Origin of the sequence: Pseudomonas sp. Irchel 3A7, from assembly GCF_900187565.1 — a bacterium.
GTDB lineage: Bacteria > Pseudomonadota > Gammaproteobacteria > Pseudomonadales > Pseudomonadaceae > Aquipseudomonas.
Genome location: NZ_FYED01000013.1, coordinates 125,867 through 151,053, shown reverse-complemented (window position 1 = coordinate 151,053; position 25,187 = coordinate 125,867). Strand labels below are relative to the sequence as shown.

General features: G+C 59.8%; 21 protein-coding genes. 14 read left to right on the top strand and 7 right to left on the bottom strand.

Translation table 11 applies throughout. The annotated features are described in order from the left end of the window. Nucleotides 1-709: 709 nt before the first annotated feature. Entirely contained in the window at nt 710-2,005 is a 1,296-nt protein-coding gene (gene gbcA / locus CKW21_RS21590; protein ID WP_095195939.1) for a glycine-betaine demethylase subunit GbcA, read from the bottom strand. A gap of 295 nt (nt 2,006-2,300) precedes the next feature. Here gbcA and gbcB point away from each other — a divergent pair, with 295 nt between their 5' ends. Beyond that, a complete protein-coding gene (gene gbcB, locus CKW21_RS21580) occupies nt 2,301-3,401 on the top strand; it encodes a glycine-betaine demethylase subunit GbcB (RefSeq protein WP_095195937.1) in 1,101 nt (366 codons plus the stop codon). Between the two features lie 120 nt (nt 3,402-3,521). Here gbcB and CKW21_RS21575 read toward each other — a convergent pair whose 3' ends face one another. Beyond that, complete coding sequence (locus CKW21_RS21575; protein ID WP_095195936.1) at nt 3,522-4,346, bottom strand: NAD(P)-dependent oxidoreductase; 825 nt, start codon at nt 4,344-4,346, stop codon at nt 3,522-3,524. A 199-nt stretch (nt 4,347-4,545) separates the two neighbouring features. Then, entirely contained in the window at nt 4,546-5,586 is a 1,041-nt protein-coding gene (locus tag CKW21_RS21570) for a low specificity L-threonine aldolase (protein ID WP_095195935.1), read from the bottom strand. A 131-nt stretch (nt 5,587-5,717) separates the two neighbouring features. Between CKW21_RS21570 and CKW21_RS21565 the strand changes: the two genes are divergently transcribed. The 8 genes from CKW21_RS21565 (at nt 5,718) to fdhA (ending at nt 15,861) form a co-directional block, all read left to right on the top strand. Further along, nucleotides 5,718-6,473, top strand: coding sequence for a TraX family protein (locus tag CKW21_RS21565; RefSeq protein ID WP_095195934.1), 756 nt, complete (start codon nt 5,718-5,720; stop codon nt 6,471-6,473). 304 nt (nt 6,474-6,777) lie between these two features. Beyond that, a complete protein-coding gene (gene glyA, locus CKW21_RS21560; RefSeq protein ID WP_095195933.1) occupies nt 6,778-8,031 on the top strand; it encodes a serine hydroxymethyltransferase in 1,254 nt (417 codons plus the stop codon). A 23-nt stretch (nt 8,032-8,054) separates the two neighbouring features. Next, nucleotides 8,055-9,305, top strand: coding sequence for a sarcosine oxidase subunit beta (locus tag CKW21_RS21555; protein WP_007980419.1), 1,251 nt, complete (start codon nt 8,055-8,057; stop codon nt 9,303-9,305). 14 nt (nt 9,306-9,319) lie between these two features. After that, the gene (locus CKW21_RS21550; protein WP_095195932.1) at nt 9,320-9,649 is read left to right on the top strand and encodes a sarcosine oxidase subunit delta; all 330 of its coding nucleotides are present in this window, start codon (nt 9,320-9,322) and stop codon (nt 9,647-9,649) included. Further along, complete coding sequence (locus tag CKW21_RS21545; protein ID WP_095195931.1) at nt 9,646-12,663, top strand: sarcosine oxidase subunit alpha; 3,018 nt, start codon at nt 9,646-9,648, stop codon at nt 12,661-12,663. Before CKW21_RS21550 ends, CKW21_RS21545 begins: the two co-directional genes overlap by 4 nt. A gap of 149 nt (nt 12,664-12,812) precedes the next feature. Beyond that, nucleotides 12,813-13,445 carry a sarcosine oxidase subunit gamma gene (locus CKW21_RS21540; RefSeq protein ID WP_095195930.1) on the top strand — a complete coding sequence of 211 codons (633 nt, stop codon included), beginning with the start codon at nt 12,813-12,815 and terminating at the stop codon, nt 13,443-13,445. A 172-nt stretch (nt 13,446-13,617) separates the two neighbouring features. Then, entirely contained in the window at nt 13,618-14,475 is an 858-nt protein-coding gene (gene purU, locus CKW21_RS21535; protein WP_095195929.1) for a formyltetrahydrofolate deformylase, read from the top strand. Between the two features lie 186 nt (nt 14,476-14,661). Then, nucleotides 14,662-15,861 (top strand): formaldehyde dehydrogenase, glutathione-independent, encoded by a 1,200-nt coding sequence (fdhA, locus tag CKW21_RS21530; protein ID WP_008057129.1) that lies wholly within the window; start codon nt 14,662-14,664, stop codon nt 15,859-15,861. Between the two features lie 62 nt (nt 15,862-15,923). Here fdhA and CKW21_RS21525 read toward each other — a convergent pair whose 3' ends face one another. Beyond that, on the bottom strand, nt 15,924-17,015 hold the full coding sequence (locus CKW21_RS21525) for an RHS repeat-associated core domain-containing protein (RefSeq protein WP_095195928.1): 1,092 nt from the start codon (nt 17,013-17,015) through the stop codon (nt 15,924-15,926). Between the two features lie 219 nt (nt 17,016-17,234). On the opposite strand from CKW21_RS21525, the gene CKW21_RS21520 reads away from it, so the two are divergent. Then, on the top strand, nt 17,235-17,801 hold the full coding sequence (locus CKW21_RS21520; RefSeq protein ID WP_095195927.1) for a DUF2780 domain-containing protein: 567 nt from the start codon (nt 17,235-17,237) through the stop codon (nt 17,799-17,801). Here the strand turns inward: CKW21_RS21520 and CKW21_RS21515 are convergent, their stop codons facing one another. Further along, entirely contained in the window at nt 17,802-18,689 is an 888-nt protein-coding gene (locus CKW21_RS21515) for an acyltransferase (RefSeq protein ID WP_095195926.1), read from the bottom strand. It abuts the gene before it with no gap. 311 nt (nt 18,690-19,000) lie between these two features. On the opposite strand from CKW21_RS21515, the gene CKW21_RS21510 reads away from it, so the two are divergent. Beyond that, on the top strand, nt 19,001-19,504 hold the full coding sequence (locus CKW21_RS21510; protein ID WP_095195925.1) for an ATP-dependent zinc protease: 504 nt from the start codon (nt 19,001-19,003) through the stop codon (nt 19,502-19,504). A gap of 62 nt (nt 19,505-19,566) precedes the next feature. Here CKW21_RS21510 and CKW21_RS32355 read toward each other — a convergent pair whose 3' ends face one another. Beyond that, nucleotides 19,567-20,349, bottom strand: coding sequence for an RHS repeat-associated core domain-containing protein (locus CKW21_RS32355; protein WP_095195924.1), 783 nt, complete (start codon nt 20,347-20,349; stop codon nt 19,567-19,569). A 178-nt stretch (nt 20,350-20,527) separates the two neighbouring features. Here CKW21_RS32355 and creB point away from each other — a divergent pair, with 178 nt between their 5' ends. From creB to creD, 3 genes are all read left to right on the top strand, one after another. Next, entirely contained in the window at nt 20,528-21,208 is a 681-nt protein-coding gene (gene creB, locus CKW21_RS21500; protein ID WP_095195923.1) for a two-component system response regulator CreB, read from the top strand. Then, a complete protein-coding gene (creC, locus tag CKW21_RS21495) occupies nt 21,208-22,626 on the top strand; it encodes a two-component system sensor histidine kinase CreC (RefSeq protein ID WP_095195922.1) in 1,419 nt (472 codons plus the stop codon). The genes creB and creC overlap by 1 nt, the downstream gene beginning before the upstream one ends. A 205-nt stretch (nt 22,627-22,831) precedes the next feature. After that, entirely contained in the window at nt 22,832-24,202 is a 1,371-nt protein-coding gene (creD, locus tag CKW21_RS21490; RefSeq protein ID WP_095195921.1) for a cell envelope integrity protein CreD, read from the top strand. A gap of 193 nt (nt 24,203-24,395) precedes the next feature. On the opposite strand, the gene CKW21_RS21480 is transcribed toward creD, so the two are convergent. Then, nucleotides 24,396-25,025 carry a glutathione S-transferase gene (locus CKW21_RS21480; RefSeq protein WP_095196007.1) on the bottom strand — a complete coding sequence of 210 codons (630 nt, stop codon included), beginning with the start codon at nt 25,023-25,025 and terminating at the stop codon, nt 24,396-24,398. Nucleotides 25,026-25,187 lie beyond the last annotated feature (162 nt).

Genomic DNA, 25,187 nt, shown 5'->3' with positions numbered 1-25,187 from the left:
AGCTGTGGATAAGGTGTTTGCCCATTGCTGCAGGCCAGGTTAATCGGGGGTTGTAGCCCTCAGTTCAAAAAATAACCAGCCTAAGCTTCGGTTTTTCATGGGTTTTTTCACAGGATAAGTGCAGGACTTGCCCCCAATCTCTGTTGGCGCTTCTGTGGATAAGATGTTCGCTTACCGCTACAGGCCATATAAAACGAGGGCTTCAGGCTTCTGGTTAAAAAATGATCATTTGCGTGATTTCCACCGTTAAACCTTGCGCCAGCCCGTATTTTTCGCAGCGCACAGCGGTTTTCCACAGCGGTGCAGAAGTTGCCCCCAAAGTCTGTTGGCGCTTCTGTGGATAAGGTGTTCGCCATCCTCTACAAGCCACGATTTACTTGATGTCCAGCGAGTTGATCAATAAATGATCGGTCGCTGTCGAAAACCCTGCTTCTGAATAAGTCACGGATTTTCTTCGGTTTCTGCGGAGAAATTTTGCAGTCTTTCCACAGTTGTCCCCATTTGCTGTGGGTGGAGATGTGGATAACTTGTTTGCGGAAGGCTGGGAGGTGCGGGCGGTATAGCTCTGAACGGAATAGATCATATTTCGTACAGTTCTGAAGCGGTGGCTGTGTCAGGTGGAATGTGTTGTAAGAGAGGGCGCGTTCGCGAGCAGGCTCGCTCCCACAAGGGATCTGTGGGAGCGAGCCTGCTCGCGAAGCTTTGGATCTTAGCCTTGAACCGGAACCCCTTTGAGGTACGGTGCAGGCTCGGCCCCCAGGTTGCTCAACAGACGCTCGCTGTACCAATCCACAAAGTTCACCACACCAAACTCATAGGTCTTGGAGTAAGGCCCTGGCTGGTAAGCGGTGGAGTTGATGCCGCGCTGGTTCTCTTCCGCCAGGCGACGGTCCTGATCGTTGGTGGCGTCCCAGACCTGGCGCATGCGCTCCACGTCGTAGTCCACGCCTTCGACGGCGTCCTTGTGGACGATCCACTTGGTGGTGACCATGGTTTCCTGGGCGCTGATCGGCCACACGGTGAACACGATGATGTGGTCGCCCATGCAGTGGTTCCAGGAGTGCGGCAGGTGCAGGATGCGCATCGAGCCCAGGTCCGGGTTTTTGATGCGGCCCATGAGTTTGGCGCAGCCCTGCTTGCCGTCCATGGTCATCGACACGGTGCCCTTGAGCAGCGGCATGCGCACGATGCGGTTACGCAGGCCGAAGCTGGCGTGGGCGTAAGGGATCTTCTCGGCTTCCCAGGCAGCGGCGGAGGCCGCGACGTGGTCCTTGAACGCCTGGTCGGCGCGCGGGTCGGTGACGTCGTCCCATTCCAGCAGGGTTTTGAGTAGTTCCGGGTGCGACGCGTTGCAGTGGTAGCACTCGCGGTTGTTTTCCAGCACCAGTTTCCAGTTGGCCTTTTCCATCAAGGTGGTGGTGATCGCCACCTTGGTGTTCTCCATGTCGTACGGTTCCATGTAATGGCTGAGCGTCGACAGGAAGTCATCGATGGCCGGCGGATTTTCCGCCAGGCTGATGAAGATGTAGCCGCCAGCGGTCTTCACATTCACCGGCTTGAGGCCGTACTGCTTCATGTCGAAGTCGTCGCCCATCTCGGTGCCGGCGAACAGCAGGCGACCGTCGAGTTCGTAGGTCCACTGGTGGTAGTGACAAACCAGTTTGGCGACCTTGCCCTTGTCGCTGGTGCACAGGCGTGAACCACGGTGACGGCAGACGTTATGGAATGCATGCACCACGCCTTCAGCGCCACGGATCACGATGATCGGGTTCTTGCCGATCTGCAGCGTCAGGTAGTTGCCCTTGGTCGGGATCTCGCAGGTCATGCCGGCGATCAACCACTCCTTCTGGAAAATCTCCTGCATGTCGATATCAAACAGGCGCTCGTCAGAGTAAAACGGCTGCGGCAGCGAGAACGTGCGTTCGCGCTCTTGCAGCATCTGGGCGGTGGCCTTGCGTGCGGGTTCCAGCGGATCGCCCAGGCTCAGGGTAGTAGTGACGTCCATCGTTTAATCCTCAAGGCCATCTGCGTGGCCGGCGAAAAGTGGCTAATCGGTGTACTGCTAATGGTTGCTACGCAAGGTGTAAAGATTGTGTCTTGGTATGGGGCGAGTGTGGGGCCGGCGCTGGCCAGAACCTTATCCATGGGCGACATGATGCAATCTGTTCCCGACGCGCAAGCCCCGGTAGTTGCGGGCTGGTCGCGATAAGCATGTGAATGTCGCAGATAGGTAAATGGGTGGTTCGCGCTATACGCAGAATCGCCAACATGAAGGCCGACAGTCGGCCGTGGAGATCAGCATGTCCAACAACTTCCTGAACCCGGTAACCACCCAGACCTGGGCCAATGGTCGGCACATCGTCCGTTGCGTCAAAGTCATCCAGGAAACCTGGGATGTGCGCACCTTTTGCTTCATGGCCGATCAGCCGATCATGTTCTTCTTCAAGCCGGGGCAGTTCGTCACCCTGGAGCTGGAGATCGAAGGCCAGCCGATCATGCGTTCGTACACCATTTCCAGCTCGCCGTCGGTGCCGTACAGCTTCTCGGTGACCATCAAGCGCGTACCGGGCGGCAAGGTCTCCAACTGGCTGCACGACACCTTGCACGAAGGCCAGGAACTGGCGGTGCACGGCCCGGTCGGGCTGTTCAACGCCATCGATTTCCCGAGCCCCAAGGTGCTGTACCTCAGCGGCGGCGTGGGCATCACGCCCTGCATGTCCATGGCGCGCTGGTTCTACGACACCAACGGCAACGTGGATATGACGTTTATCCACAGCGCCCGTTCGCCGAAAGACATCATCTATCACCGCGAACTGGAACACATGGCGTCGCGGATCGATAACTTCAGCCTGCACCTGATCTGCGAGAAGCATGGGATGGGCGAGCCCTGGGCCGGTTATCGCGGTTACCTGAACCACAAAATGCTGGAACTGATGGTGCCGGACTTCCTTGAGCGGGAAGTCTTCTGCTGCGGCCCGACCCCGTACATGACCGCAGTCAAGCGCTTGCTGGAAAACGCTGGCTTCGACATGAAGCGTTACCACGAAGAATCCTTCGGAGCGACCCCGCCCGAGGCTCGTGCCGATGCCGAAGAGCACGCCGAACAAGCGGCCGAGGCGCCGGAAGTGGACGCGGCGGACCTGCATCAGGTGGAGTTCACCGCGTCCGGCAAAAGCATTCGCGTAGCGCCTGGCGAGACCGTTCACGCGGCCGCAGCCAAGGCCGGTTTGCTGATACCCAAGGCGTGCGGCATGGGCATCTGCGGCACCTGCAAGGTGTTGAAGCTGGGCGGCGAAGTGGAGATGGAGCACAACGGCGGGATCACCGAGGAAGACGAGGCTGAAGGGTACATCCTGTCGTGCTGCAGTGTGCCGAAGGGGGATGTGCGGATCGAGTACTAACCCCTTTGTGGAATGCCTCTTGTGGGAGCGAGCCTGCTCGCGAATGCGGTGTGTCATTCAAATCGATATTGACTGATCCGACGCTTTCGCGAGCAGGCTCGCTCCCACAATGATCGGTGTTTAATCCACAAACAAATCCGGCATCAGCTTGTCGCTGGTGTCGGGGGCAAACCGATAGTGTTCGAACTCGGTGGTGCCGTTTTCCCGCAAAACTTCTTCATCAATCAGCAGCCGCCCGGTCAGGCTGCGCTCGGTGCTGCTCAAGATCACATGGGCGGCATCCGCCATGATCGCAGGCGTGCGTGCATGCTTGAACGACTCCCGTGACCCCAGCTGAAACTCGATCGCAGCGGTGGCAATCATCGTCTGCGGCCACAGCGAGTTGACGCTGATGCCGTAATTCCTGAACTCCTCGCTCATGCCCAGCGTCAGCATGCTCATGCCGTATTTGGTCACGGTATAGGGGCTGTATTGGGCGAACCATTTGACGGCCAGGTTCAGCGGTGGCGACAGGTTGAGAATGTGTCCCTTGGACTGCTTCAGGTAGGGCAGCGCGGCCTGGCTGCACAGCAGCACGGCGCGGGTGTTGATCTGGTGCATCAGATCGAAGCGCTTGAGCTCGAGGTGTTGAACTCCGGTCAGCTTGATCGCCCCGGCGTTGTTCACCAGTGCATCGATACCGCCGAAATGCTCGTTGGCCTGGGCCAGGGCTTGATGCACGGCAACTTCATCGCGCACATCCACCTGCAGCGCCAACGCCTTGCCGCCTGCGGCCTCGACTTCCTTGGCCACGCTATAAATGGTGCCCGGCAGCTTGGGATGCGGTTCGGCACTCTTGGCGGCAATCACGATGTTGGCACCATCACGCGCGGCGCGTAGCGCGATCTCTCGGCCAATGCCACGGCTGGCGCCGGTGATGAACAGGGTTTTGCCTTGCAATGACATGCGTACGCTCCTGATTGTTGTTGTCTGTACGGCTCGTCAGACAATGTAGACCAAGACTTCAGGTGCGAACGATCAGGGGCGATTGGTTTGACTTTTTGTGGGAGCGAGCCTGCTTGCGAAGGCGGCGGGTCAAACAACATTTGCGTTGACTGACACGCCCTCTTCGCGAGCAGGCTCGCTCCCACAGGGACAGTGGGCCTTAGTGGGACATCACTTGGCGGATGTCATGGGCCAGTTCGCGCACACGCTCTTCCTCGGTATCCCACGAGCACATGAAGCGAGCGCCGCCGTTGCCGATGAACGTGTAGAAACGCCAGCCCTTGGCCGTCAGGGCGGCGATGGCCGGTTCCGACAGTTGCAGGAACACGCCGTTGGCCTGCACCGGGAACATCAGTTCCACGCCCGGGATGTCGCTGACCAGTTCGGCCAGCAACTGTGCGCAGTGGTTGGCGTGGCGGGCGTATTTGAGCCAGGCGTCGTTTTCCAGAATCCCGACCCAGGGCGCGGACAGGAAACGCATTTTCGACGCCAGTTGCCCGGCCTGTTTGCAGCGGTAGTCGAAATCTTCGGCCAGTTTGTGGTTGAAGAACAGGATCGCCTCACCCACGGCCATGCCGTTTTTCGTGCCGCCGAAGCACAGCACGTCCACGCCGGCCTTCCAGGTCAGGTCGGCTGGCGAGCAGCCGAGGAACGCGCAAGCGTTGGAGAAGCGCGCGCCGTCCATGTGCAGATTCAGGCCCAGCTCTTTGCAGGTGGCGCTGATGGCGCGGATTTCGTCCGGGGTGTAGACGCTGCCGACTTCGGTGGCCTGGGTCAGGGTCACGACGCGCGGTTTCGGGTAGTGAATGTCCTGGCGCTTGAGGGCGATTTCGCGGATCGATTCCGGGGTCAGCTTGCCGTTTTCGGTGCGGGCAATCAGCAGTTTCGAGCCGTTGGAGAAAAATTCCGGCGCGCCGCATTCGTCGGTTTCGACGTGGGCGGTTTCCGAGCAGATCACGCTGTGGTAACTCTGGCACAGCGACGACAGGGCCAGCGAGTTGGCAGCGGTACCGTTGAAGGCGAAGAACACTTCGCAGTCGGTTTCAAACAGTTTGCGGAAATCGTCGGACGCACGGGCGGTCCATTCGTCGTCGCCGTAGGCGCGCTGATGGCCATGGTTGGCCTGCTCCATGGCGGCCCAGGCTTCAGGGCAAATGCCGGAATAGTTGTCGCTGGCGAATTGTTGGCTCTTATCGGTCATGGCCTGCTTCCGTGGTCGAGGCGCCTATGGTGAAGCGTCTCGTGGTCAATGAGGGTGCGCACTTTACCGAAGATCGTCCGGGGAGCGCACGGGATGTCTCTGTCAGAACATTACTGGGATGCCGGGCAATTATGCACGTGTCTATGAACGTGACACAGCCGCACTTAAAGCAGCGCGATGGAGCGCTGGATCTGCTCAAATGGCTGGCGCTGCTGAGCATGCTGCTCGATCACCTGCGATATGTCGGTTATTCCGCCGATTGGCTGTATGTGCCGGGTCGTCTGGCATTTCCGTGGTTTTGCCTGGCGATGGCGGCCAATCTGGTGCGGGCTTCGGCAATGACGACAGGCAGGCAGTGGCGTTATCTGGGCTGGTTGCTGCTGTTCAGCGCGGTGAGCGAAGTTCCCTACCGGATGTACATCCCCAATCCCGACACCCTGAATGTATTGCCCACGCTGGCGCTTGGCCTGTTGGTGGTGCGCGGCTGGCAGGACGGGGTCCTGCCGGCGCGACTGCCGGCGCGACTGCTGGCCGGCGGTGCGCTCGCGCTGGCGGCTATGTTCCCGGAGCGGCTGATGTTCGGGTTCTTCGGTGTGTTATTACCGCTGGCGATGTTGCTGGCGATCCGGCGACCCTGGTTTTTCGCACTGCTGCCGGGGCTGGTCTGCCTGGCGGCCAATCAATTGCAGGTGCTCTATTACTCCGTTCGATTGGGTAACGGCGTGGCGATGGCGGCGGTTGCCACTTGTCTGATTGCGCCATGGCTCGGGCTGTTCCTGTTGCGACACGCCCAGGACGTAAAACCACCGCCGATGCGACGCTGGGCATATGCCCTGTACCCCGCGCATTTCCTTGTGCTGCTGGCATTGCGACAGGTTCTCGCATAACCCCGGAAACCGAATGCAAATCTTGTGGGAGCGAGCCTGCTCGCGAAGGCGGCGGGTCAAACAACATTTGCGTTGACTGACACTCCCTCTTCGCGAGCAGGCTCGCTCCCACAGGGGATTGGCGCTGGTTCTCAGTGCGTGGCCGGCTTGCCATTTCCCGCCATGTCGTAAACGCACCTTTGCGTGGCGCCCATAGGCATTTGACCACGCCAAGCCAGTCATACCATCGCTATCAAAGGGCACTGCCGAAACACCAGTGCCTTACCGAGACGAATGGCGCACAGATGCCGCTGGGAGAGACGCGATGTTCAGCAAGCAAGACAAGATCCAGGGTTACGACGATGCACTGCTGGCGGCGATGAATGCCGAGGAGCAACGTCAGGAAGATCACATCGAGCTGATCGCGTCGGAGAACTACACCAGCAAGCGCGTGATGGAAGCGCAGGGCAGCGGCCTGACCAACAAGTACGCCGAAGGTTACCCGGGCAAGCGCTACTACGGTGGCTGCGAGCATGTGGACAAGGTTGAAGCCCTGGCCATCGAACGCGCCAAGCAACTGTTCGGCGCCGATTACGCCAACGTGCAGCCGCACTCCGGTTCCTCGGCCAACAGCGCCGTGTACCTGGCCCTGCTGCAAGCCGGCGACACCATCCTCGGCATGAGCCTGGCCCACGGCGGTCACCTGACCCACGGCGCCAAGGTGTCGTCCTCGGGCAAGCTGTACAACGCCGTTCAATACGGTATCGACACCAACACCGGCCTGATCGATTACGACGAAGTCGAGCGCCTGGCGGTCGAGCACAAGCCGAAAATGATCGTTGCCGGTTTCTCGGCCTACTCCAAGACTCTCGACTTCCCGCGTTTCCGTCAGATCGCTGACAAAGTCGGTGCGCTGCTGTTCGTCGACATGGCCCACGTGGCCGGTCTGGTCGCTGCCGGCCTGTATCCAAATCCGCTGCCTTACGCCGACGTGGTCACCACCACCACCCACAAGACCCTGCGCGGTCCGCGTGGCGGCCTGATCCTGGCCAAGTCCAACGAAGAGATCGAGAAAAAGCTCAACGCCGCGGTCTTCCCCGGTGCCCAGGGCGGCCCGCTGATGCACGTGATCGCCGGCAAGGCGGTGTGCTTCAAGGAAGCGCTGGAGCCTGGCTTCAAGGCTTACCAGCAGCAAGTGATCGACAACGCCCAGGCCATGGCCGGCGTCTTTATCAAACGCGGCTACGATGTAGTGTCCGGCGGTACCGATAACCACCTGTTCCTGGTCAGCCTGATCCGTCAGGGCCTGACCGGCAAAGAGGCGGACGCTGCACTCGGTCGCGCCCACATCACTGTGAACAAGAACGCTGTCCCGAACGATCCGCAGTCGCCGTTCGTGACCTCCGGCCTGCGCATCGGCACCCCGGCGGTGACCACTCGCGGCTTCAAGGTTACCCAGTGCGTCACGCTGGCCGGCTGGATCTGCGACATCCTCGACAACCTCGGCGATGCCGACGTTGAAGCCAATGTCGCCCAGCAAGTATCGGCCCTGTGTGCGGACTTCCCGGTTTATCGCTGAGTGCGGTTTTGGAGTAAATGACTATGCAACGCTACTCAGGCTTCGGCCTCTTCAAACACTCCCTCAGCCACCATGAAAACTGGCAGCGGATGTGGCGCACACCGACCCCGAAAAAGGTCTACGACGTGGTCATCGTCGGCGGTGGCGGGCATGGTCTGGCGACCGCCTACTACCTGGCCAAGGAACACGGCATCACCAACGTGGCCGTGGTCGAGAAAGGTTGGCTGGGCGGCGGTAACACCGCGCGCAACACCACCATCGTTCGCTCCAACTACCTGTGGGACGAGTCGGCGCACCTGTACGAACACGCGATGAAACTGTGGGAAGGCCTGTCCCAGGACCTGAACTACAACGTGATGTTCTCCCAGCGTGGCGTCTACAACCTGTGCCACACCCTGCAGGACATCCGTGATTCCGAGCGTCGGGTCAGCGCCAACCGCCTCAACGGCGTCGACGGCGAACTGCTCGATGCCAAGCAAGTGGCCGACGAGATTCCGTACCTCGACTGCTCGAAGAACACCCGCTACCCGGTGATGGGCGCTACCGTCCAGCGTCGCGGCGGCGTGGCCCGTCACGATGCCGTGGCCTGGGGCTTTGCCCGTGCCGCCGACGCACTGGGCGTGGACCTGATCCAGCAGACCGAAGTGATCGGTTTCCGTAAGGAAAACGGCGTGTGCATCGGTGTGGAAACCAACAAGGGCTTCATCGGCGCCAAGCGCGTTGGTGTGGTCACTGCCGGTAACTCCGGGCACATGGCCAAACTCGCCGGTTTCCGTCTGCCGATCGAATCGCACCCGCTGCAAGCACTGGTGTCCGAGCCGATCAAACCGATCATCGACAGCGTGATCATGTCCAACGCCGTGCACGGTTACATCAGCCAGTCCGACAAGGGCGACCTGGTGATCGGCGCCGGTATCGACGGCTACAACGGTTACGGCCAGCGTGGTTCGTACCCGGTGATCGAACACACCATCCAGGCCATCGTCGAGATGTTCCCGGTCCTGTCCCGCGTACGCATGAACCGTCAGTGGGGCGGCATCGTCGACACCACCCCGGATGCGTGCCCGATCATCTCGAAAACCCCGGTACCGAACATGTTCTTCAATTGCGGTTGGGGCACCGGTGGCTTCAAGGCCACACCTGGCTCGGGCAACGTGTTTGCCGCAAGCCTGGCCAAGGGTGAAATGCACCCGTTGGCCGCACCTTTCTCCATCGACCGTTTCCACAACGGTGCGTTGATCGATGAACACGGCGCTGCTGCGGTCGCCCACTAACAGGAGAAATCCCCATGTTGCATATCTTCTGTCCTCACTGCGGCGAACTGCGCTCCGAAGAGGAATTCCACGCATCCGGCCAGGCGCACATCCCGCGTCCACTGGACCCTAACAGCTGCACCGATGAGGAGTGGGGCGACTACATGTTCTTCCGCGACAACCCTCGCGGTCTGCACCACGAGCTGTGGGATCACGTCGCCGGTTGCCGCCAGTACTTCAACGTTACCCGCGACACCGTGACCTACGAGATTCTCGAAACCTACAAGATCGGCGCCAAGCCACAATTCACCGACAAGACCGATAGCCCGAAAGCGGCCACCACGGCTCTGGGAGAGAAGGTATGAGCCAGATCAATCGCCTGTCCAACGGCGGACGGATCGACCGCAACAAAGTCCTGAGCTTCACCTTCAACGGCCAGAGCTACAAAGGCTTCGAAGGTGACTCCCTGGCCGCTGCACTGCTGGCCAACGGCGTCGACATCATCGGTCGCAGCTTCAAGTATTCCCGTCCGCGCGGCATCTTCGCCGCCGGTGCCGAAGAGCCGAACGCGGTGCTGCAGATCGGCGCCACCGAAGCCACGCAAATCCCGAACGTGCGCGCCACGCAACAAGCGCTGTACCAGGGCCTGGTCGCCACCAGCACCAACGGCTGGCCGAGCGTGAACAACGACATGATGGGGATCCTCGGCAAGGTCGGCGGCAAGCTGATGCCACCGGGTTTCTACTACAAAACCTTCATGTACCCGCAATCGTTCTGGATGACCTACGAGAAGTACATTCGTAAGGCCGCCGGTCTTGGCCGCTCGCCGACCGAGAACGATCCGGACACCTACGACTACATGAACCAGCACTGCGACGTGCTGATCGTCGGCGCCGGCCCTGCCGGTCTGGCCGCTGCACTGGCCGCTGCGCGCAGCGGTGCCCGGGTGATCCTGGCCGATGAGCAGGAAGAATTCGGCGGCAGCCTGCTCGACTCCCGCGAAAGCCTCGACGGCAAGCCTGCCGTGGAATGGGTCGCCAGCGTCATCGCAGAACTGAAGAACACCCCGGACGTGCTGCTGTTGCCGCGCGCCACGGTCAACGGCTACCACGACCATAACTTCCTGACCATTCACGAGCGCCTGACCGATCACCTCGGCGACCGCGCACCGATTGGCCAGGTACGTCAGCGCATCCACCGGGTTCGCGCCAAGCGCGTGGTCCTGGCGACCGGCGCTCACGAGCGTCCGCTGGTCTACGGCAACAACGACGTGCCGGGCAACATGCTGGCCGGCGCTGTGTCGACTTACGTACGTCGCTATGGCGTGGCACCGGGCAAGAAGCTCGTGCTGTCGACCAACAACGACCACGCCTATCGCGTCGCGCTGGATTGGCTCGATGCCAGCCTGCAAGTGGTAGCCATCGCTGACGCTCGCAGCAACCCTCGCGGTGCGCTGGTGGAAGAAGCGCGCGCCAAGGGCATTCGCATCCTCACCGGCAGCGCCGTGATCGAGGCTCGTGGCAGCAAGCACGTGACCGCTGCCCGCGTGGCCGCGATCGATGTGAAAGGACACAAAGTCACCAGCCCTGGTGAATGGCTCGACTGCGACATCGTCGCCAGTTCCGGCGGCTACAGCCCGGTGGTTCACCTGGCTTCGCACCTGGGCGGCAAGCCGATCTGGCGTGAAGACATCCTCGGTTTCGTTCCGGGCGAAGCACCGCAGAAACGCGTGTGCGTCGGTGGCATCAACGGCGTCTATGGCCTCGGCGATTCCCTGGCCGATGGTTTTGAAGGGGGCGTGCGCGCTGCCAGCGAAGCCGGTTTCGGTGCGGTCGAAGCGACCTTGCCCAAAGCCCTGGCCCGTCTGGAAGAGCCGACCCTGGCGCTGTTCCAGGTGCCGCATGAGAAGAACACCGCACGGGCGCCGAAGCAATTCGTCGACCTGCAGAACGACGTGACCGCTGCCGCCATCGAACTGGCGACCCGCGAAGGCTTCGAGTCGGTCGAGCACGTCAAGCGCTACACCGCGTTGGGCTTCGGCACCGATCAGGGCAAGCTCGGCAACGTCAACGGCCTGGCCATTGCCGCCCGTTCGCTGAACGTGACCATCCCGCAGATGGGCACCACCATGTTCCGCCCGAACTACACACCGGTGACTTTCGGTGCCGTGGCCGGTCGTCACTGTGGCCACATCTTCGAGCCGGTGCGTTACACCGCGCTGCATCAGTGGCACCTGAAAAACGGTGCTGAATTCGAAGACGTCGGCCAGTGGAAACGTCCGTGGTACTTCCCGAAAAGCGGTGAAGACATGCACGCGGCGGTCAAGCGCGAATGCAAAGCCGTGCGCGACAGCGTCGGCCTGCTGGACGCCTCGACCCTGGGCAAGATCGACATCCAGGGCCCGGATACCCGCGAGTTCCTCAACCGCGTGTACACCAACGCCTGGACCAAGCTCGACGTGGGCAAGGCCCGTTACGGCCTGATGTGCAAAGAAGACGGCATGGTGTTCGACGACGGCGTGACGGCATGCCTGGCCGAGAACCATTTCGTGATGACCACCACCACCGGTGGCGCGGCCCGCGTGCTGCAATGGCTGGAGCTGTACCACCAGACCGAATGGCCGGACCTGAAGGTGTACTTCACTTCCGTGACGGATCACTGGGCGACCATGACCCTGTCCGGGCCGAACAGCCGCAAGCTGCTCAGCGAAGTCACTGACGCCGACCTGAGCAACGAAGCCTTCCCGTTCATGACCTGGAAAGAAGCCTTGGTCGGCGGTGTGCCGGCGCGGATATTCCGGATTTCGTTTACCGGTGAGCTGTCGTACGAAGTCAACGTGCAAGCCGACTACGCCATGGGCGTACTGGAAAAAATCGTCGACGCCGGCAAGAAGTACAACCTGACGCCGTACGGCACCGAAACCATGCACGTCCTGCGGGCCGAGAAGGGCTTCATCATCGTCGGTCAGGACACTGACAGCTCGATGACCCCGGACGACCTGAACATGGGCTGGTGTGTGGGCCGCACCAAACCGTTCTCGTGGATCGGCTGGCGCGGGATGAACCGTGAAGACTGCGTACGTGATCAACGTAAGCAGCTGGTCGGCCTGAAGCCGATCGATCCGAACAAGTGGCTGCCGGAAGGTGCGCAACTGGTGTTCAACACCAAGCAGGCGATCCCGATGACCATGGTCGGTCACGTGACCTCCAGTTACCTGCACAACTCCCTGGGCTATTCGTTTGCCATGGGCGTGGTCAAGGGCGGCCTGAACCGCATGGGCGAACGTGTGTTCGCGCCCCTGGCGGACGGCAGCGTGATCGAGGCGGAAATCGTTTCTTCGGTGTTCTTCGATCCGAAGGGCGAGCGCCAGAACGTTTAATGGCCTTGGGTCCTGTGGGGTGGCTGCTGACGCTTTCGCGAGCAGGCTCGCTCCCACAGGAGATTGCGTAACCCTTGTGGGAGCGAGCCTGCTCGCGAAGACGGCAGAGCAGTCACCACAAGGCCAACAGAATTCAGAACAGGTGCTTTATGACCGCAGCCAATGTTTACCAACAACGCCCAACCTCCGGGGCCAAGGCCGAGTCGTCGCTGCATCATGCCGACCTCGCCAGCCTGGTGGGCAAGGGTCGCAAGAACGCCGGCGTGACTGTGCGCGAGAAAAAACTCCTCGGCCACCTGACCATTCGTGGCGATGGCCACGATGCCGCATTCGCCGCGGGCGTGCACAAGGCCCTGGGTATCGAATTGCCCGGCGCGCTGACCGTCATCGTCAAAGGCGAAACCAGCCTGCAATGGATGGGGCCGGATGAGTGGCTGCTGATCGTCCCGACCGGCGAAGAATTCGCCGCCGAGCAAAAACTGCGTGAAGCGCTGGGCGATCTGCACATTCAGATCGTCAATGTCAGCGGCGGCCAGCAGATCCTCGAACTGAGCGGCCCGAACGTGCGCCAGGTCCTGATGAAGTCCACCAGCTACGACGTGCACCCGAACAACTTCCCGGTGGGCAAGGCGGTCGGCACGGTGTTCGCCAAGTCGCAACTGATGATCCGCCACACCGCCGAAGACACCTGGGAACTGCTGATCCGTCGCAGCTTCTCGGACTACTGGTGGTTGTGGTTGCAGGATGCTTCTGCCGAGTACGGCCTTAGCGTTCAGGCCTGATTACAACCCGCCATGGAGGCGACCCCCTGTGGGAGCGAGCCTGCTCGCGAAGAGGGAGTGTCAGGCGACATCAATGTTGCTGATACACCGCCTTCGTCGGAACGCCGCCCGGAGCCGGCTCGCTCCCACAGGAGGATGTTTTCTTTACCGATTCAGCAGGAGTCACCGCACTATGAGCCGCGCCCCAGACACATGGATTCTGACCGCCGACTGCCCCAGCGTGCTCGGCACGGTGGACGCGGTGACCCGCTTTCTGTTCGAGCAGGGCTGCTACGTCACCGAACACCATTCCTTCGATGACCGCCTCTCGGGGCGTTTCTTCATTCGTGTGGAATTCCGCCAGCCCGACGGTTTCGACGAACAGTCATTCCGCGCCGGCCTTGCCGAGCGTGGCGAAGCCTTTGGCATGATCTTCGAGCTGACCCCGCCCCATCACCGCCCGCAAGTGGTGATCATGGTGTCCAAGGCCGATCACTGCCTCAACGACTTGCTCTACCGCCAGCGCATCGGCCAGTTGTCCATGGACGTGGCCGCCGTGGTCTCCAACCACCCCGACCTCAAGCCGCTGGCCGACTGGCACCAGATTCCGTACTACCACTTCCCGCTGGACCCGAACGACAAGCCGTCGCAGGAGCGTCAGGTCTTGCAGGTGATCGAAGAATCCGGCGCCGAACTGGTGATCCTTGCCCGCTACATGCAGGTCCTGTCGCCGGAGCTGTGCCGCAAACTCGACGGCAAGGCGATCAACATCCACCACTCCCTGCTGCCGGGCTTCAAGGGCGCCAAGCCCTATCACCAGGCCTATAACAAGGGCGTGAAACTGGTCGGCGCCACGGCGCACTACATCAACAACGATCTGGATGAAGGACCGATCATCGCCCAGGGGGTCGAGGTGGTGGATCACAGCCATTACCCGGAAGATCTGATCGCCAAGGGGCGGGATATCGAAGGCCTGACCCTGGCCCGGGCGGTGGGTTATCACATTGAGAGAAGAGTGTTTTTGAACGCCAATCGTACGGTCGTTCTTTAGATCGCTTTCGCGAGCAGGCTCGCTCCCACAGGGGGGGGCGTTCTCCGGCCCACTGTGGGAGCGAGCCTGCTCGCGAAGAGGCCCTTACAAGCAACACAAGACAAACAGGCAATAACCCGAGCAATCAACGCGCCGCCACTCCCCGGCGACGCGACCGCTACATAAAAACAACAGCGAGGTGAAAGCATGTCTGGCAATCGTGGTGTGGTGTATCTCGGCGCTGGCAAGGTCGAAGTACAGAAAATCGACTATCCGAAAATGCAGGACCCGCGTGGCAGGAAGATTGAACACGCTGTCATCCTGCGTGTGGTGTCCACCAACATCTGTGGTTCCGACCAGCACATGGTGCGCGGTCGTACCACCGCTCAAACCGGCCTGGTCCTGGGTCATGAAATCACCGGTGAAGTGATCGAAAAGGGCCGCGACGTCGAAAACCTGCAAATCGGCGACCTGGTGTCTGTACCGTTCAACGTGGCTTGCGGGCGCTGCCGTTCCTGCAAGGAAATGCACACCGGCGTGTGCCTCAGCGTCAACCCGGCGCGTCCGGGCGGTGCTTATGGCTATGTCGACATGGGCGACTGGACCGGTGGCCAGGCGGAATACGCGATGGTGCCGTACGCCGACTTCAACCTGCTCAAACTGCCTGATCGCGATCGCGCGATGGCGAAAATCCGCGACCTGACCTGCCTCTCCGACATCCTGCCGACCGGTTATCACGGCGCAGTGACCGCCGGTGTCGGCCCAGGCAGCACCGTATACATCGCGGGTGCTGGTCCTGTCGGTCTGGCCGCTGCCGCTTCCGCTCGCCTGTTGGGCGCAGCGGTGGTGATCGTCGGTGACGTCAACACCGTGCGCCTGGCTCACGCCAAGGCCCAAGGCTTCGAAATCGCCGACCTGTCCCTCGACACCCCGCTGCACGAACAGATCGCCGCGCTGCTGGGCGAGCCTGAAGTGGATTGCGCCATCGACGCCGTAGGCTTCGAAGCCCGCGGCCACGGTCACGACGGCGTCAAGCACGAAGCCCCGGCCACCGTACTCAACTCGCTGATGGGCGTGGTACGCGTAGCCGGCAAAATCGGCATCCCGGGCCTCTACGTGACCGAAGATCCAGGTGCCGTGGACGCCGCCGCGAAAATGGGCAGCCTGAGCATTCGCTTCGGCCTCGGCTGGGCAAAATCCCACAGCTTCCACACCGGCCAGACCCCGGTGATGAAGTACAACCGCCAACTGATGCAGGCGATCATGTGGGACCGCATCAACATCGCCGAAGTGGTGGGTGTGCAGGTGATCAGCCTGGATCAGGCGCCTGAGGGGTATGGCGAGTTTGATGCGGGCGTGCCGAAGAAGTTTGTGATTGATCCGCATAAGTTGTTTAGTGCGGCGTGATTTTATTTGCAAAAAATGAAGGGCGACTTTATGTCGCCCTTTTTTATACAAGGATATCGAAATTAAAATAGATCGCCGTGCATTGCTCTGATTTGCGCGGCGACGTTTTGAGGAGGGTCGACTTGGGGAAGCAAGTCAGGCCTGGGGCCGTAGTGCATGCTTCTATTATTAGGTCCAACCAGTCGAGTCATTGCATAAGGAAAGTCGCGCTGGGCTTGAGCGATGGTTACTCCAGTATTGATCGCTGCCGAAGGCGCTATTCCTTTAATCTCTCCAAATCCCACGGCATCGATTAGTGGCAGGTGTTCGCTTGGCAATTTTCCAGCCAACTGTTTATTTAGGTTGATGGCGGATAATCTGCTAACGCCGGCCTTCATCCGTTTTGAAGTAAGTGAAACATTGATAAGGTCTTTGCCATCTAATTGATCAAAGATTTTGGCCAATATTTTTTCGGGCATGTGATTAAGACTGGTTCGAGGTCGCAAATCAGGAGTTGGACTAACTCTTTTTGCAGTACCGGGAATAGCGTTGCCCCAGGGGGTGGCTAAAGTTTTGGAGGAGGCTCGCATTTTTACGATACTTGGTAGGTTGCTTCGCACTATTGCCCAGCGGGAGAAGTGTCCATTTCGATCTGCCCGATTCACCGGATCTCCCAAGCAATACGCATACGCATTCAATCCACCCCTCCCAAACGGACTCAAACGGACACTGTCGGGACTATGAAAGCGCATTAACAAGGGACTAAACGCCCGATACCCATTCCCCAACAAATACCATCCCGTCAATGGATCCTGCCGTTCGCCTTTGAAGCCGAGCAGGCTGAGTAAGCCACCTCCAGTAAAACAGTGGCCGTATGGGGTGTAAACGAAGGTATGAGGTTGTTTGGCGTCGAGCAGGGTCAGTACTGAACGCTGATGATCTGCGGCGAGAAAAGAGCTTTGCGCAGCCGCGCTGCCCTGGCGCTGTTGCTGCGCCAGCAGTTGATCGTCGTGTTGCATGATCGAACTCTGCTCCGTGCCCTGAATCTCGGTAGCCAGGTGATCTTTCAGGTAAAAGCGCTGGGTGGTGGCTTGCACCGAAGGTGTGCTGGCAACCAGCCGATTCAGTGCGTCGTAATGGTATTCAACCAGTGGTGTCTTGAGGTTGGGCTGCATGGGCTGAGTTCCCCTGAATGGCCATCGGTCCAAGTCTTCACTGTGGCGCATCCCATTCACACTGCCTACTAGCAGAACTGATAGGGTCGCCACCTCCCGCTCGTAAGTTGGTTAAAAAATGCCCACTGCACCCAGGAACATGCCCACGCATCCCCGGTCAAACCGGCAGCTTTTACGCCCATCAGCCGGGCGTTTTTCATGGCACAAGAGGATGTCCGAATGAAGATTTCACGCGGTTTTGCACTGGCATCGCTCATGACCCTGGCGGCCAGCCCGGTGTTTGCCCAGTTCAGCCTGGGCGATGCGGCCAATGCCATTTCCGGGATGAAAGGTGAAAACGCCGCCACGCAGGCTGCGCCGACTTCGGAGACCGCAGACCTGCTGGGCGCGCTGAGCCAATTGAACGTGACGCCGCAACAGGCCGTCGGTGGTGCCGGGGCGATGCTTGGTCTGGCGAAGAATCAGTTGAGTTCGACCGACTACTCGGAGCTGGCCAAAAGCGTGCCGGGCCTCGACATTTTGTCCGGTGGCGGGGAGCTTGGCGCTCTCGCCGGATTGCTCGGGGCTACCGGCCAGGCAGCCGGGCTGAATAACGCGTTGGGCAACGTCAAAAGCACCGACGACTTGAACAACGCCTTCAGTACCCTGGGCATGGACAGCGGCATGGTTGGCCTGTTTGCCCCGGTGATCCTGCAATACCTCGGTCAACAGGGCGTCGGTGGTTCGCTGCTGCAGAGTCTGGGCGGCATCTGGGGCACGGGCTCTGGAATTGACACCGACAGTTGATCAGCGGCTTTCGGCGCGCAAGGCGTCGATGCGCAGGTCTTTCTCGGTCCAGAGCTGGTTGACCCAGTTCTGGACCTGCTCACGAAACAGCGGATCGTTTTCGTAATCGCCCTGCCACAGCGCCGGGTCGAGTTCGCGGGTCTTGATGTCGATGATGACCCTCGGCACATTGCCGCTGATCAAGTCCCAGAAACCCGGAATCGCTTGCTGTGGATAGACCACAGTGACGTCGAGAACCGCATCCAGTTGTTCGCCCATCGCGGCCAGCACGAAGGCCACGCCGCCCGCCTTGGGCCTGAGCAGGTGGGTGAACGGTGATTGTTGCTGGGTGCTTTTGGCGGTGGTGTAGCGGGTGCCTTCCAGATAGTTGACCACGGTCACTGGCTGACGCTTGAACAACTCGCAGGCTTGTTTGGTGATCTCCAGGTCCTTGCCGGCCAGCTCCGGGTTTTTCGCCAGAAAGGCCTTGGTGTAGCGCTTCATGAACGGGTAATCCAGCGCCCACCATGCCAGACCCAGGAACGGCACCCAGATCAGTTCTTTCTTGAGGAAGAATTTGAAGAACGGCGTGCGCCGGTTCAGCGTCTGGATCAGCGCCGGAATATCGACCCAGGATTGATGGTTGCTGATCACCAGATACGAGGTGTCGGTGCGAAGATCGTCACCGCCACGAATGTCCCACTGGGTGGGGATGCACAGGCGGAAGATCAGTTTGTCGATCTCGGCCCAGGTCTCGGCAATCCACATCACCGCCCATGACGCGTCATCGCGAAAGCGACCGGGCAGGACCAGCTTGAGCAGGGCAAATACCATCAAGGGCCCGAACAGGACCAACGTGTTGAGCAACAGCAGCAGGGTGACGAAACAGCCGGTGAGCAGGCGGCGCATAGGCAACTCTTGAAAGCGTGTGGGCGCGCCATGATAAGCAGCTTCGGGCGGCAGGCCAAATCGGCGGATGACGAATACTTCACCCTGGTAGCGATAAGCTTGGTCAACTTAAACTGATCCGTCAGTTGTATTGTTAATGAGTGCCTCTTCGCGAGCAGGCTCGCTCCCACAGTGGATCAGGGGGGCACAGGTTAGGGAACGACTCGAAACCCTGTGGGAGCGAGCCTGCTCGCGAAGCGATCTGAAGAACGAACGAATAGCTGGCGGGTTGTCTAAAATTCCGCTGCCCATCTTTCAAGGACAACGATCACGTGAAATCCCTTCTCGCACTGCTGTCGTTCATCGCCCTGCCGGCCCTGGCCGCCGAGCCGACCCTCTACGGGCGTTACGAATACATTGCACTGCCGGAAATCGGCGGTGAAGTGCTCAAGGCCAAAATGGACACCGGCGCCCTGACTGCGTCGCTGTCGGCCAAGGACATCGAAACCTTCACCCGCGATGGCGAGGATTGGGTGCGTTTCCGCCTGGCGACCAAGGATGCGAGCAACAAGGTGTACGAACACAAGATTGCGCGAATCAGCAAGATCAAGACCCGCTCCGAAGAAGACGAGGATGAGGACGTGGCTGCGCCTACCAAGCGGCCGGTGGTTGATCTGGAGTTGTGCCTGGGTAACGTCAAGCGCACGGTTGAGGTGAACCTGACCGATCGCAGCAGTTTCAATTATCCGCTGCTGATCGGTGCGAAGGCGTTGCGTGAGTTTGGGGCGGCGGTGAATCCCGCGAGAAGGTTTACGGCGGATAAGCCGGATTGTTGAATGAGCGAATTTACCTCTTCTCGGGTATCAGAATCGCCGCCGCATGGGATGAACTCTAAGCTTCATTGTTCATTTTGACTTAGGCGTTTATCAATGTTTTTTCTTATTTTAGCCAGAGTATATTCTACTTTTTCTATCAAGCGGGATGGTCCGGGATTTTCCCTTAACCATGCGTGGTTGATGATGAGTTCATCAAGCGATGCACTATTGGCACTCCCCAATGCACTGTCTAAATAATTTTCAAATTGTGTCCGGGCGGGCGGGTACTTAGATAAATTACCATCATTAGAATGAACAGTAGGGGTTCTTCCTATAGGAGTGGAAGTGTTTTTCATGGGATAATTAATTGGCACAGATTCATTTCGCCCGTTTATAGATGTCTGTGTAGAGAAATCCGCCAACGCCGACACATTGGTACTATTGTCAACATTTATTGATGCCGGCTTTTGGGTTTTAACTGCACGGACCCTGATATTTTCACGAAACTTAATTTTGAAACTCTTCCACATATGGCCCGTTGGATCTGATCGATTAACCGGATCCCCCCCACAGTACGCATACGCATTCAACCCCCCCTTCCCAAACGGACTCCAACGATCCGTGCTGTTAAACCGCATCAACACCGGATTGAACTGCCGATACCCATTCCCCAAATGATAATGCCCAGTCAGCGGGTCCGACGGTTCGCCATTAAATCCAAGCAAGTTGCAACCGCCGTTTTCCCGTGGGCGATGACCATAGGGTGGGTAAGCGATGGGATGGGGTCGATTCGTGTGGAGAGCACTCAGCACTGAGCGCTGTTGATCGGTTGCCAGCAGGATTGTTTTGAATGAATGAGTAGGCATTGGTTAATCCCTGCACCAGATTCCAAGTAAGGGGTATCAGACTCAGTCCTTTTTCGGCCTTTGCCTACTATCACAACTGCTAGTTCCTACAGACTACACCGCTGATTTACCCTTGCCGATTGACGCCGATTCCCCCTTGGTTCACCGTTCGCCCACTCACCTGACGGGCTCGGACGCCATGCCTCATATCCTGATTGTCGAAGACGAAGCGGCGATTGCCGACACCCTGATTTTTGCCCTGCAGGGCGAGGGGTTCACCACCACCTGGCTGAGCCTTGGCGCGGCCGCGCTGGATTATCAGCACCAGACGCCGGCGGATCTGATCATCCTCGACATCGGCCTGCCGGACATCAGCGGTTTCGAAACCTGCAAGCAACTGCGGCGTTTCAGTGATGTGCCGGTGATATTTCTCAGTGCCCGCGATGGCGAAATCGATCGTGTGGTGGGTCTGGAGATCGGTGCCGACGATTACGTGGTCAAGCCGTTCAGCCCCCGGGAAGTGGCGGCGCGGGTCCGGGCGATTCTCAAACGCATGGCCCCGCGTGCGATAGAAGAGCCGGCGTCGACCCTGTTTCGCATCGACAGCGAGCGCGTGCAGATCAGCTATCGCGGTCAGCTGCTGACCCTCACCCGTCATGAGTTCCGCCTGTTGCAATGCCTGCTGGAGCAGCCCGAACGCGTGTTCAGTCGCGAGCAATTGCTTGATGCGCTGGGCGTGGCCGCCGATGCCGGTTACGAGCGCAGCATCGACAGCCACATCAAGAGCGTGCGCGCCAAACTGCGGCAGGTGAAGGCCGATGCCGAGCCGATCCAGACCCATCGCGGCCTCGGCTACAGCTACAACCCGGGGCACAGCTGATGCCGTTGGGGATGCGGATTTTCCTGGTCTATGTGTTGTTCATCGGCCTGACCGGCTACTTCGTGCTCAACACCGTGATGGAAGAAATCCGCCCCGGGGTGCGCCAGTCCACCGAAGAGACCCTGGTCGATACCGCCAACCTGATGGCCGAGATCCTGCGCGACGATTTCAAGGCCGGCACCCTTAATCAGAACCGCTGGCCCGAACTGCTCAAGGCCTACGGTGAGCGGCAGCCGAAGGCGAACATCTGGGGTTTGTCGAAGAACCAAGTCAACCATCGCATCTACGTCACCGACGCCAAGGGCATCGTGGTGCTCGATTCCAGCGGCGCGGCGGTCGGCCAGGATTACTCGCGCTGGAACGATGTGTACCTGACTCTGCGTGGTGAGTACGGCGCTCGCTCCAGCCGTAGCGACCCTGATGATGCCAGCTCATCGGTGATGCATGTCGGCGCACCGATTCGCGATAACGGGCGGATCATCGGCGTGGTCACGGTGGCCAAACCCAACAGCTCGTTGCAGCCCTATGTGGATCGTACCGAACGCCGATTGCTGGCTTATGGCGCCGGGTTGATCGGCCTCGGTCTGCTGTTCGGCGCCTTGCTGTCCTGGTGGCTGAGCCGGGCGCTGCGGCGGTTGACCGCCTATGCCCAAGCGGTGAGCGAAGGCCGTCGGGTCGAGGTACCGCATTATCGTGGTGGCGAACTGGAGCAACTGGCGATGGCGGTGGAGCAGATGCGCACTCAGCTTGAAGGCAAGGCCTATGTCGAGCGTTATGTGCACACGCTGACCCATGAATTGAAGAGTCCGCTGGCGGCGATTCGCGGCGCGGCGGAGTTGCTGCAAGGCGAGATGCCGTTGGATCAACGGCAGCGTTTTGTCGGCAACATCGACAACGAAAGCGCGCGGATGCAGCAGTTGATCGAGCGGTTGTTGAACCTGACGCAGGTTGAACAGCGGCAAGGGCTGGAGGAACGCGTGGAAGTGCCTTTGGCGGCGTTGGTGGATGATTTGCTGAACGCTCAGGCGGCGCGTATCGAAGCCAAGGCACTGCGTGTGGAGCAAGGGATTCCATCGGCCGTAACGTTGATCGGCGAACCGTTTCTATTGCGCCAGGCGCTGGGCAATCTGCTGGAGAATGCTCTGGATTTCACCCCGGCCAAGGGTGTGCTGCGGTTCAGCGCCGAACGGATGGGCGAGCAGGTCGAGTTCACGCTGTTCAATCAGGCCCAGGCGATTCCCGACTATGCATTGCCGCGATTGACCGAGCGTTTCTACTCACTGCCCCGGCCGGACAGTGGGCGCAAAAGCACCGGGCTCGGGCTTAACTTTGTCGAGGAAGTGGTCAAGTTGCATGGTGGGACGATGAGCATCGGCAATGTTGAGGGTGGGGTGGAAGTCAGGTTGCGCCTGGCTTAGGACCGAGTCGCGGCCATTCGCGAGCAGGCTCGCTCCCACAGTTGATCTGTGGTGTGCAGTGACTTTGTATCCACAGGAGATCCATTGTGGGAGCGAGCCTGCTCGCGAAGGGGCCATGTCAGTCTCCACACAATCTCCATATTCCCCCCATAACGCCCCCACACAGCCATCCCAGACTCTCCCCATCCAAAACAGGGAGAGTCCCATGAACCGCAGCCTGACCCTAAAACTCGGGGCAATCGCCCTTCTGATTCTGTTGTTGCTGATCCCGCTGTTGATGATCAACGGCGTGATTCAGGACCGCCAGCAACTGCGCGATGGTGTGCTCGAAGACATCGCCCGCAGCTCCAGCTACAGCCAGCAATTGAGCGGGCCGTTGATGGTGGTGCCGTACCGCAAAGTGGTGCGCACCTGGAAGCTCAACGAAAAAACCAACCAGCGCTATCAGGATGTTGGCGAAGAGCGCGGCCGGTTGTATTTCCTGCCGGAGCGCTTTGAACTTGACGGCCAGGTCCAGACCGAACTGCGTTCCCGGGGGATTTATCAGGCGCGGCTGTTCCATGCCGACAACCGCATCAGCGGGCATTTTTCGCTGCCGGCGCAACTGGGCATCAAGGAAGATTTCGCCGACTATCAATTCGACCAGCCGTTTCTTGCGGTCGGCATCAGCGATATTCGTGGTATCGAAAACGCCTTGAAACTCGAGCTGAATGACCAGACGCTGGACTTCGTTCCGGGCAGTCAGGTCGGCTGGCTGGGCGAGGGTGTCCATGTGGCGCTGCCGGCCCTGGAGGCGAAGCAGGCCACCGAACTGGCTTTCGCTTTCGACCTGAAGCTGCAAGGCACTGGCCAGTTGCAGATCCTGCCGGTGGGTAAGACCAGCAACGTCTCGCTGACCGCCAACTGGCCGCATCCGAGCTTCATCGGCAACTACCTGCCGGCCCAGCGTGAAATCACCGATCAAGGCTTCACCGCCAACTGGCAGACCTCGTTTTTCTCCACCAACCTGCAAGAAGCCTTGAACGGTTGCGTCGCCCGCAGCAGTTGCGAGGCGTTTCATGGCCGCAGCTTTGGCGTGAGCTTCATTGACCCTGTGGACCAGTACCTGAAAAGCGATTGCGCCATCAAATATGCGCTGCTGTTCATCGTCCTGACCTTCGCCGGTTTCTTCCTGTTCGAAGTGCTGAAAAGCCTGGCGGTGCACCCGGTGCAATACGCGCTGGTGGGTGTGGCGCTGGCGTTCTTCTATCTGTTGTTGCTGTCGTTGTCCGAACACATCGGTTTTGCCTTGGCGTATTTGCTGTCGGCTAGCGCTTGTGTGTTGTTGATCGGGTTCTATGTTTGCCACGTGCTGCGGAGCGTGCGCCATGGCTTGAGTTTTTCGGCGGGATTGGCGGCTTTGTACGGGCTGCTTTATGGCTTGTTAAGTGCCGAGGATTACGCGTTGTTGATGGGGTCGTTGTTGCTGTTCGGGTTGTTGGGTGTGTTCATGGTGCTGACGCGCAAGCTGGATTGGTATGGAGTCGGGCAAAAAGCGGCCAAGCCGTTGCAGTTTGATATTGGAGCGGTGGAGTGAGCGGGTGGGTGGGGTTGCGTGAGGATCGGCGGGAAGGGGAGATGTTGGCGACGCTGATTTTGCAGTGGCTACCAGATAAACCGCGCTGGTGCTTTCGCGAGCAGGCTCGCTCCCACAAGGGATCTTCAGTGAATGCAGATCAAAATGTGGGAGCGGGCTTGCCCGCGAAGAGGCCGGAACAGCCGGTGAAGAATTAGGGCTTGGGCATCGTCGCCAACATCGATGGCCGCTGGCTCACCTCGAAATACCACGCCGCCAACTGCGGATTCGCCGTGCGCCAGTCCAGGTCGGGATGGCGCAGGTCCAGGTACCCCAACGCACAAGCCACGCTGATCGCCGCCACGTCGAAGTGGCAGGTCAGTTCGGCAATCGCGTCTTTTTCCAGCAGCGCCACGGCGCGGCGGATTTTGTCGCGTTGGCCGTCGAGCCAGGCGTCCCAGTGTTTTTCCGGGGCGCGCAGGGCGACTTCGTAGCGCACCAGTACTGCCGCGTCCATGATCCCGTCGGCCATCGAGGCCAGGGTCAGGCGCCGCCAGCGGGTGGAGCCTTCGCGGGGAATCAGCGGGTTGCCGACGTGCTGGTGGTCGAGGTAGTCGAGGATCACGCGGCTGTCGTGGATGACGCTGCCGTCAGCCAGGCGCAGGGCGGGGATCTTGCTCAGGGGGTTGTCGTCGATCAGCGACTTGTCCGGGTCGACGGGCGTGAGCACACAGTTTTGCAGGGCCACGCGGTCCTGTTGACCGGTTTCGTGCAGCAGCACCATGACTTTGCGAACGAAGGGGGAAAGGGAGTTGTGGTACAGGGTCATGCTCGGGGCGGACATGGCGGCGTCTCGGTCGGTGGCGGTGAGTCGAGGCAGCATAGCGCGTTGAGGGGATAGCTCAATATCACCCAGACACACTGATCCCCTGTGGGAGCGAGCCTGCTCGCGAAAAGGGCGTGCCAATCTGCATCAATGCTGGATGACACACCGCATTCGCGAGCA

Excerpts from the sequence above, each read along its gene's own strand:
- CKW21_RS21570 (WP_095195935.1), bottom strand. The coding sequence starts at position 5,586 with ATGACCGATAAGAGCCAACAATTCGCCAGCGACAACTATTCCGGCATT.
- creD (WP_095195921.1), top strand. The coding sequence starts at position 22,832 with ATGAACCGCAGCCTGACCCTAAAACTCGGGGCAATCGCCCTTCTGATT.
- creB (WP_095195923.1), top strand. The coding sequence starts at position 20,528 with ATGCCTCATATCCTGATTGTCGAAGACGAAGCGGCGATTGCCGACACC.
- CKW21_RS21515 (WP_095195926.1), bottom strand. The coding sequence starts at position 18,689 with ATGCGCCGCCTGCTCACCGGCTGTTTCGTCACCCTGCTGCTGTTGCTC.
- gbcB (WP_095195937.1), top strand. The coding sequence starts at position 2,301 with ATGTCCAACAACTTCCTGAACCCGGTAACCACCCAGACCTGGGCCAAT.
- CKW21_RS21545 (WP_095195931.1), top strand. The coding sequence starts at position 9,646 with ATGAGCCAGATCAATCGCCTGTCCAACGGCGGACGGATCGACCGCAAC.
- glyA (WP_095195933.1), top strand. The coding sequence starts at position 6,778 with ATGTTCAGCAAGCAAGACAAGATCCAGGGTTACGACGATGCACTGCTG.
- gbcA (WP_095195939.1), bottom strand. The coding sequence starts at position 2,005 with ATGGACGTCACTACTACCCTGAGCCTGGGCGATCCGCTGGAACCCGCA.
- CKW21_RS21525 (WP_095195928.1), bottom strand. The coding sequence starts at position 17,015 with ATGCAGCCCAACCTCAAGACACCACTGGTTGAATACCATTACGACGCA.
- fdhA (WP_008057129.1), top strand. The coding sequence starts at position 14,662 with ATGTCTGGCAATCGTGGTGTGGTGTATCTCGGCGCTGGCAAGGTCGAA.
- CKW21_RS21550 (WP_095195932.1), top strand. The coding sequence starts at position 9,320 with ATGTTGCATATCTTCTGTCCTCACTGCGGCGAACTGCGCTCCGAAGAG.
- CKW21_RS21575 (WP_095195936.1), bottom strand. The coding sequence starts at position 4,346 with ATGTCATTGCAAGGCAAAACCCTGTTCATCACCGGCGCCAGCCGTGGC.
- CKW21_RS21520 (WP_095195927.1), top strand. The coding sequence starts at position 17,235 with ATGAAGATTTCACGCGGTTTTGCACTGGCATCGCTCATGACCCTGGCG.
- CKW21_RS32355 (WP_095195924.1), bottom strand. The coding sequence starts at position 20,349 with ATGCCTACTCATTCATTCAAAACAATCCTGCTGGCAACCGATCAACAG.
- creC (WP_095195922.1), top strand. The coding sequence starts at position 21,208 with ATGCCGTTGGGGATGCGGATTTTCCTGGTCTATGTGTTGTTCATCGGC.
- CKW21_RS21555 (WP_007980419.1), top strand. The coding sequence starts at position 8,055 with ATGCAACGCTACTCAGGCTTCGGCCTCTTCAAACACTCCCTCAGCCAC.
- CKW21_RS21540 (WP_095195930.1), top strand. The coding sequence starts at position 12,813 with ATGACCGCAGCCAATGTTTACCAACAACGCCCAACCTCCGGGGCCAAG.
- purU (WP_095195929.1), top strand. The coding sequence starts at position 13,618 with ATGAGCCGCGCCCCAGACACATGGATTCTGACCGCCGACTGCCCCAGC.
- CKW21_RS21565 (WP_095195934.1), top strand. The coding sequence starts at position 5,718 with ATGCACGTGTCTATGAACGTGACACAGCCGCACTTAAAGCAGCGCGAT.
- CKW21_RS21480 (WP_095196007.1), bottom strand. The coding sequence starts at position 25,025 with ATGTCCGCCCCGAGCATGACCCTGTACCACAACTCCCTTTCCCCCTTC.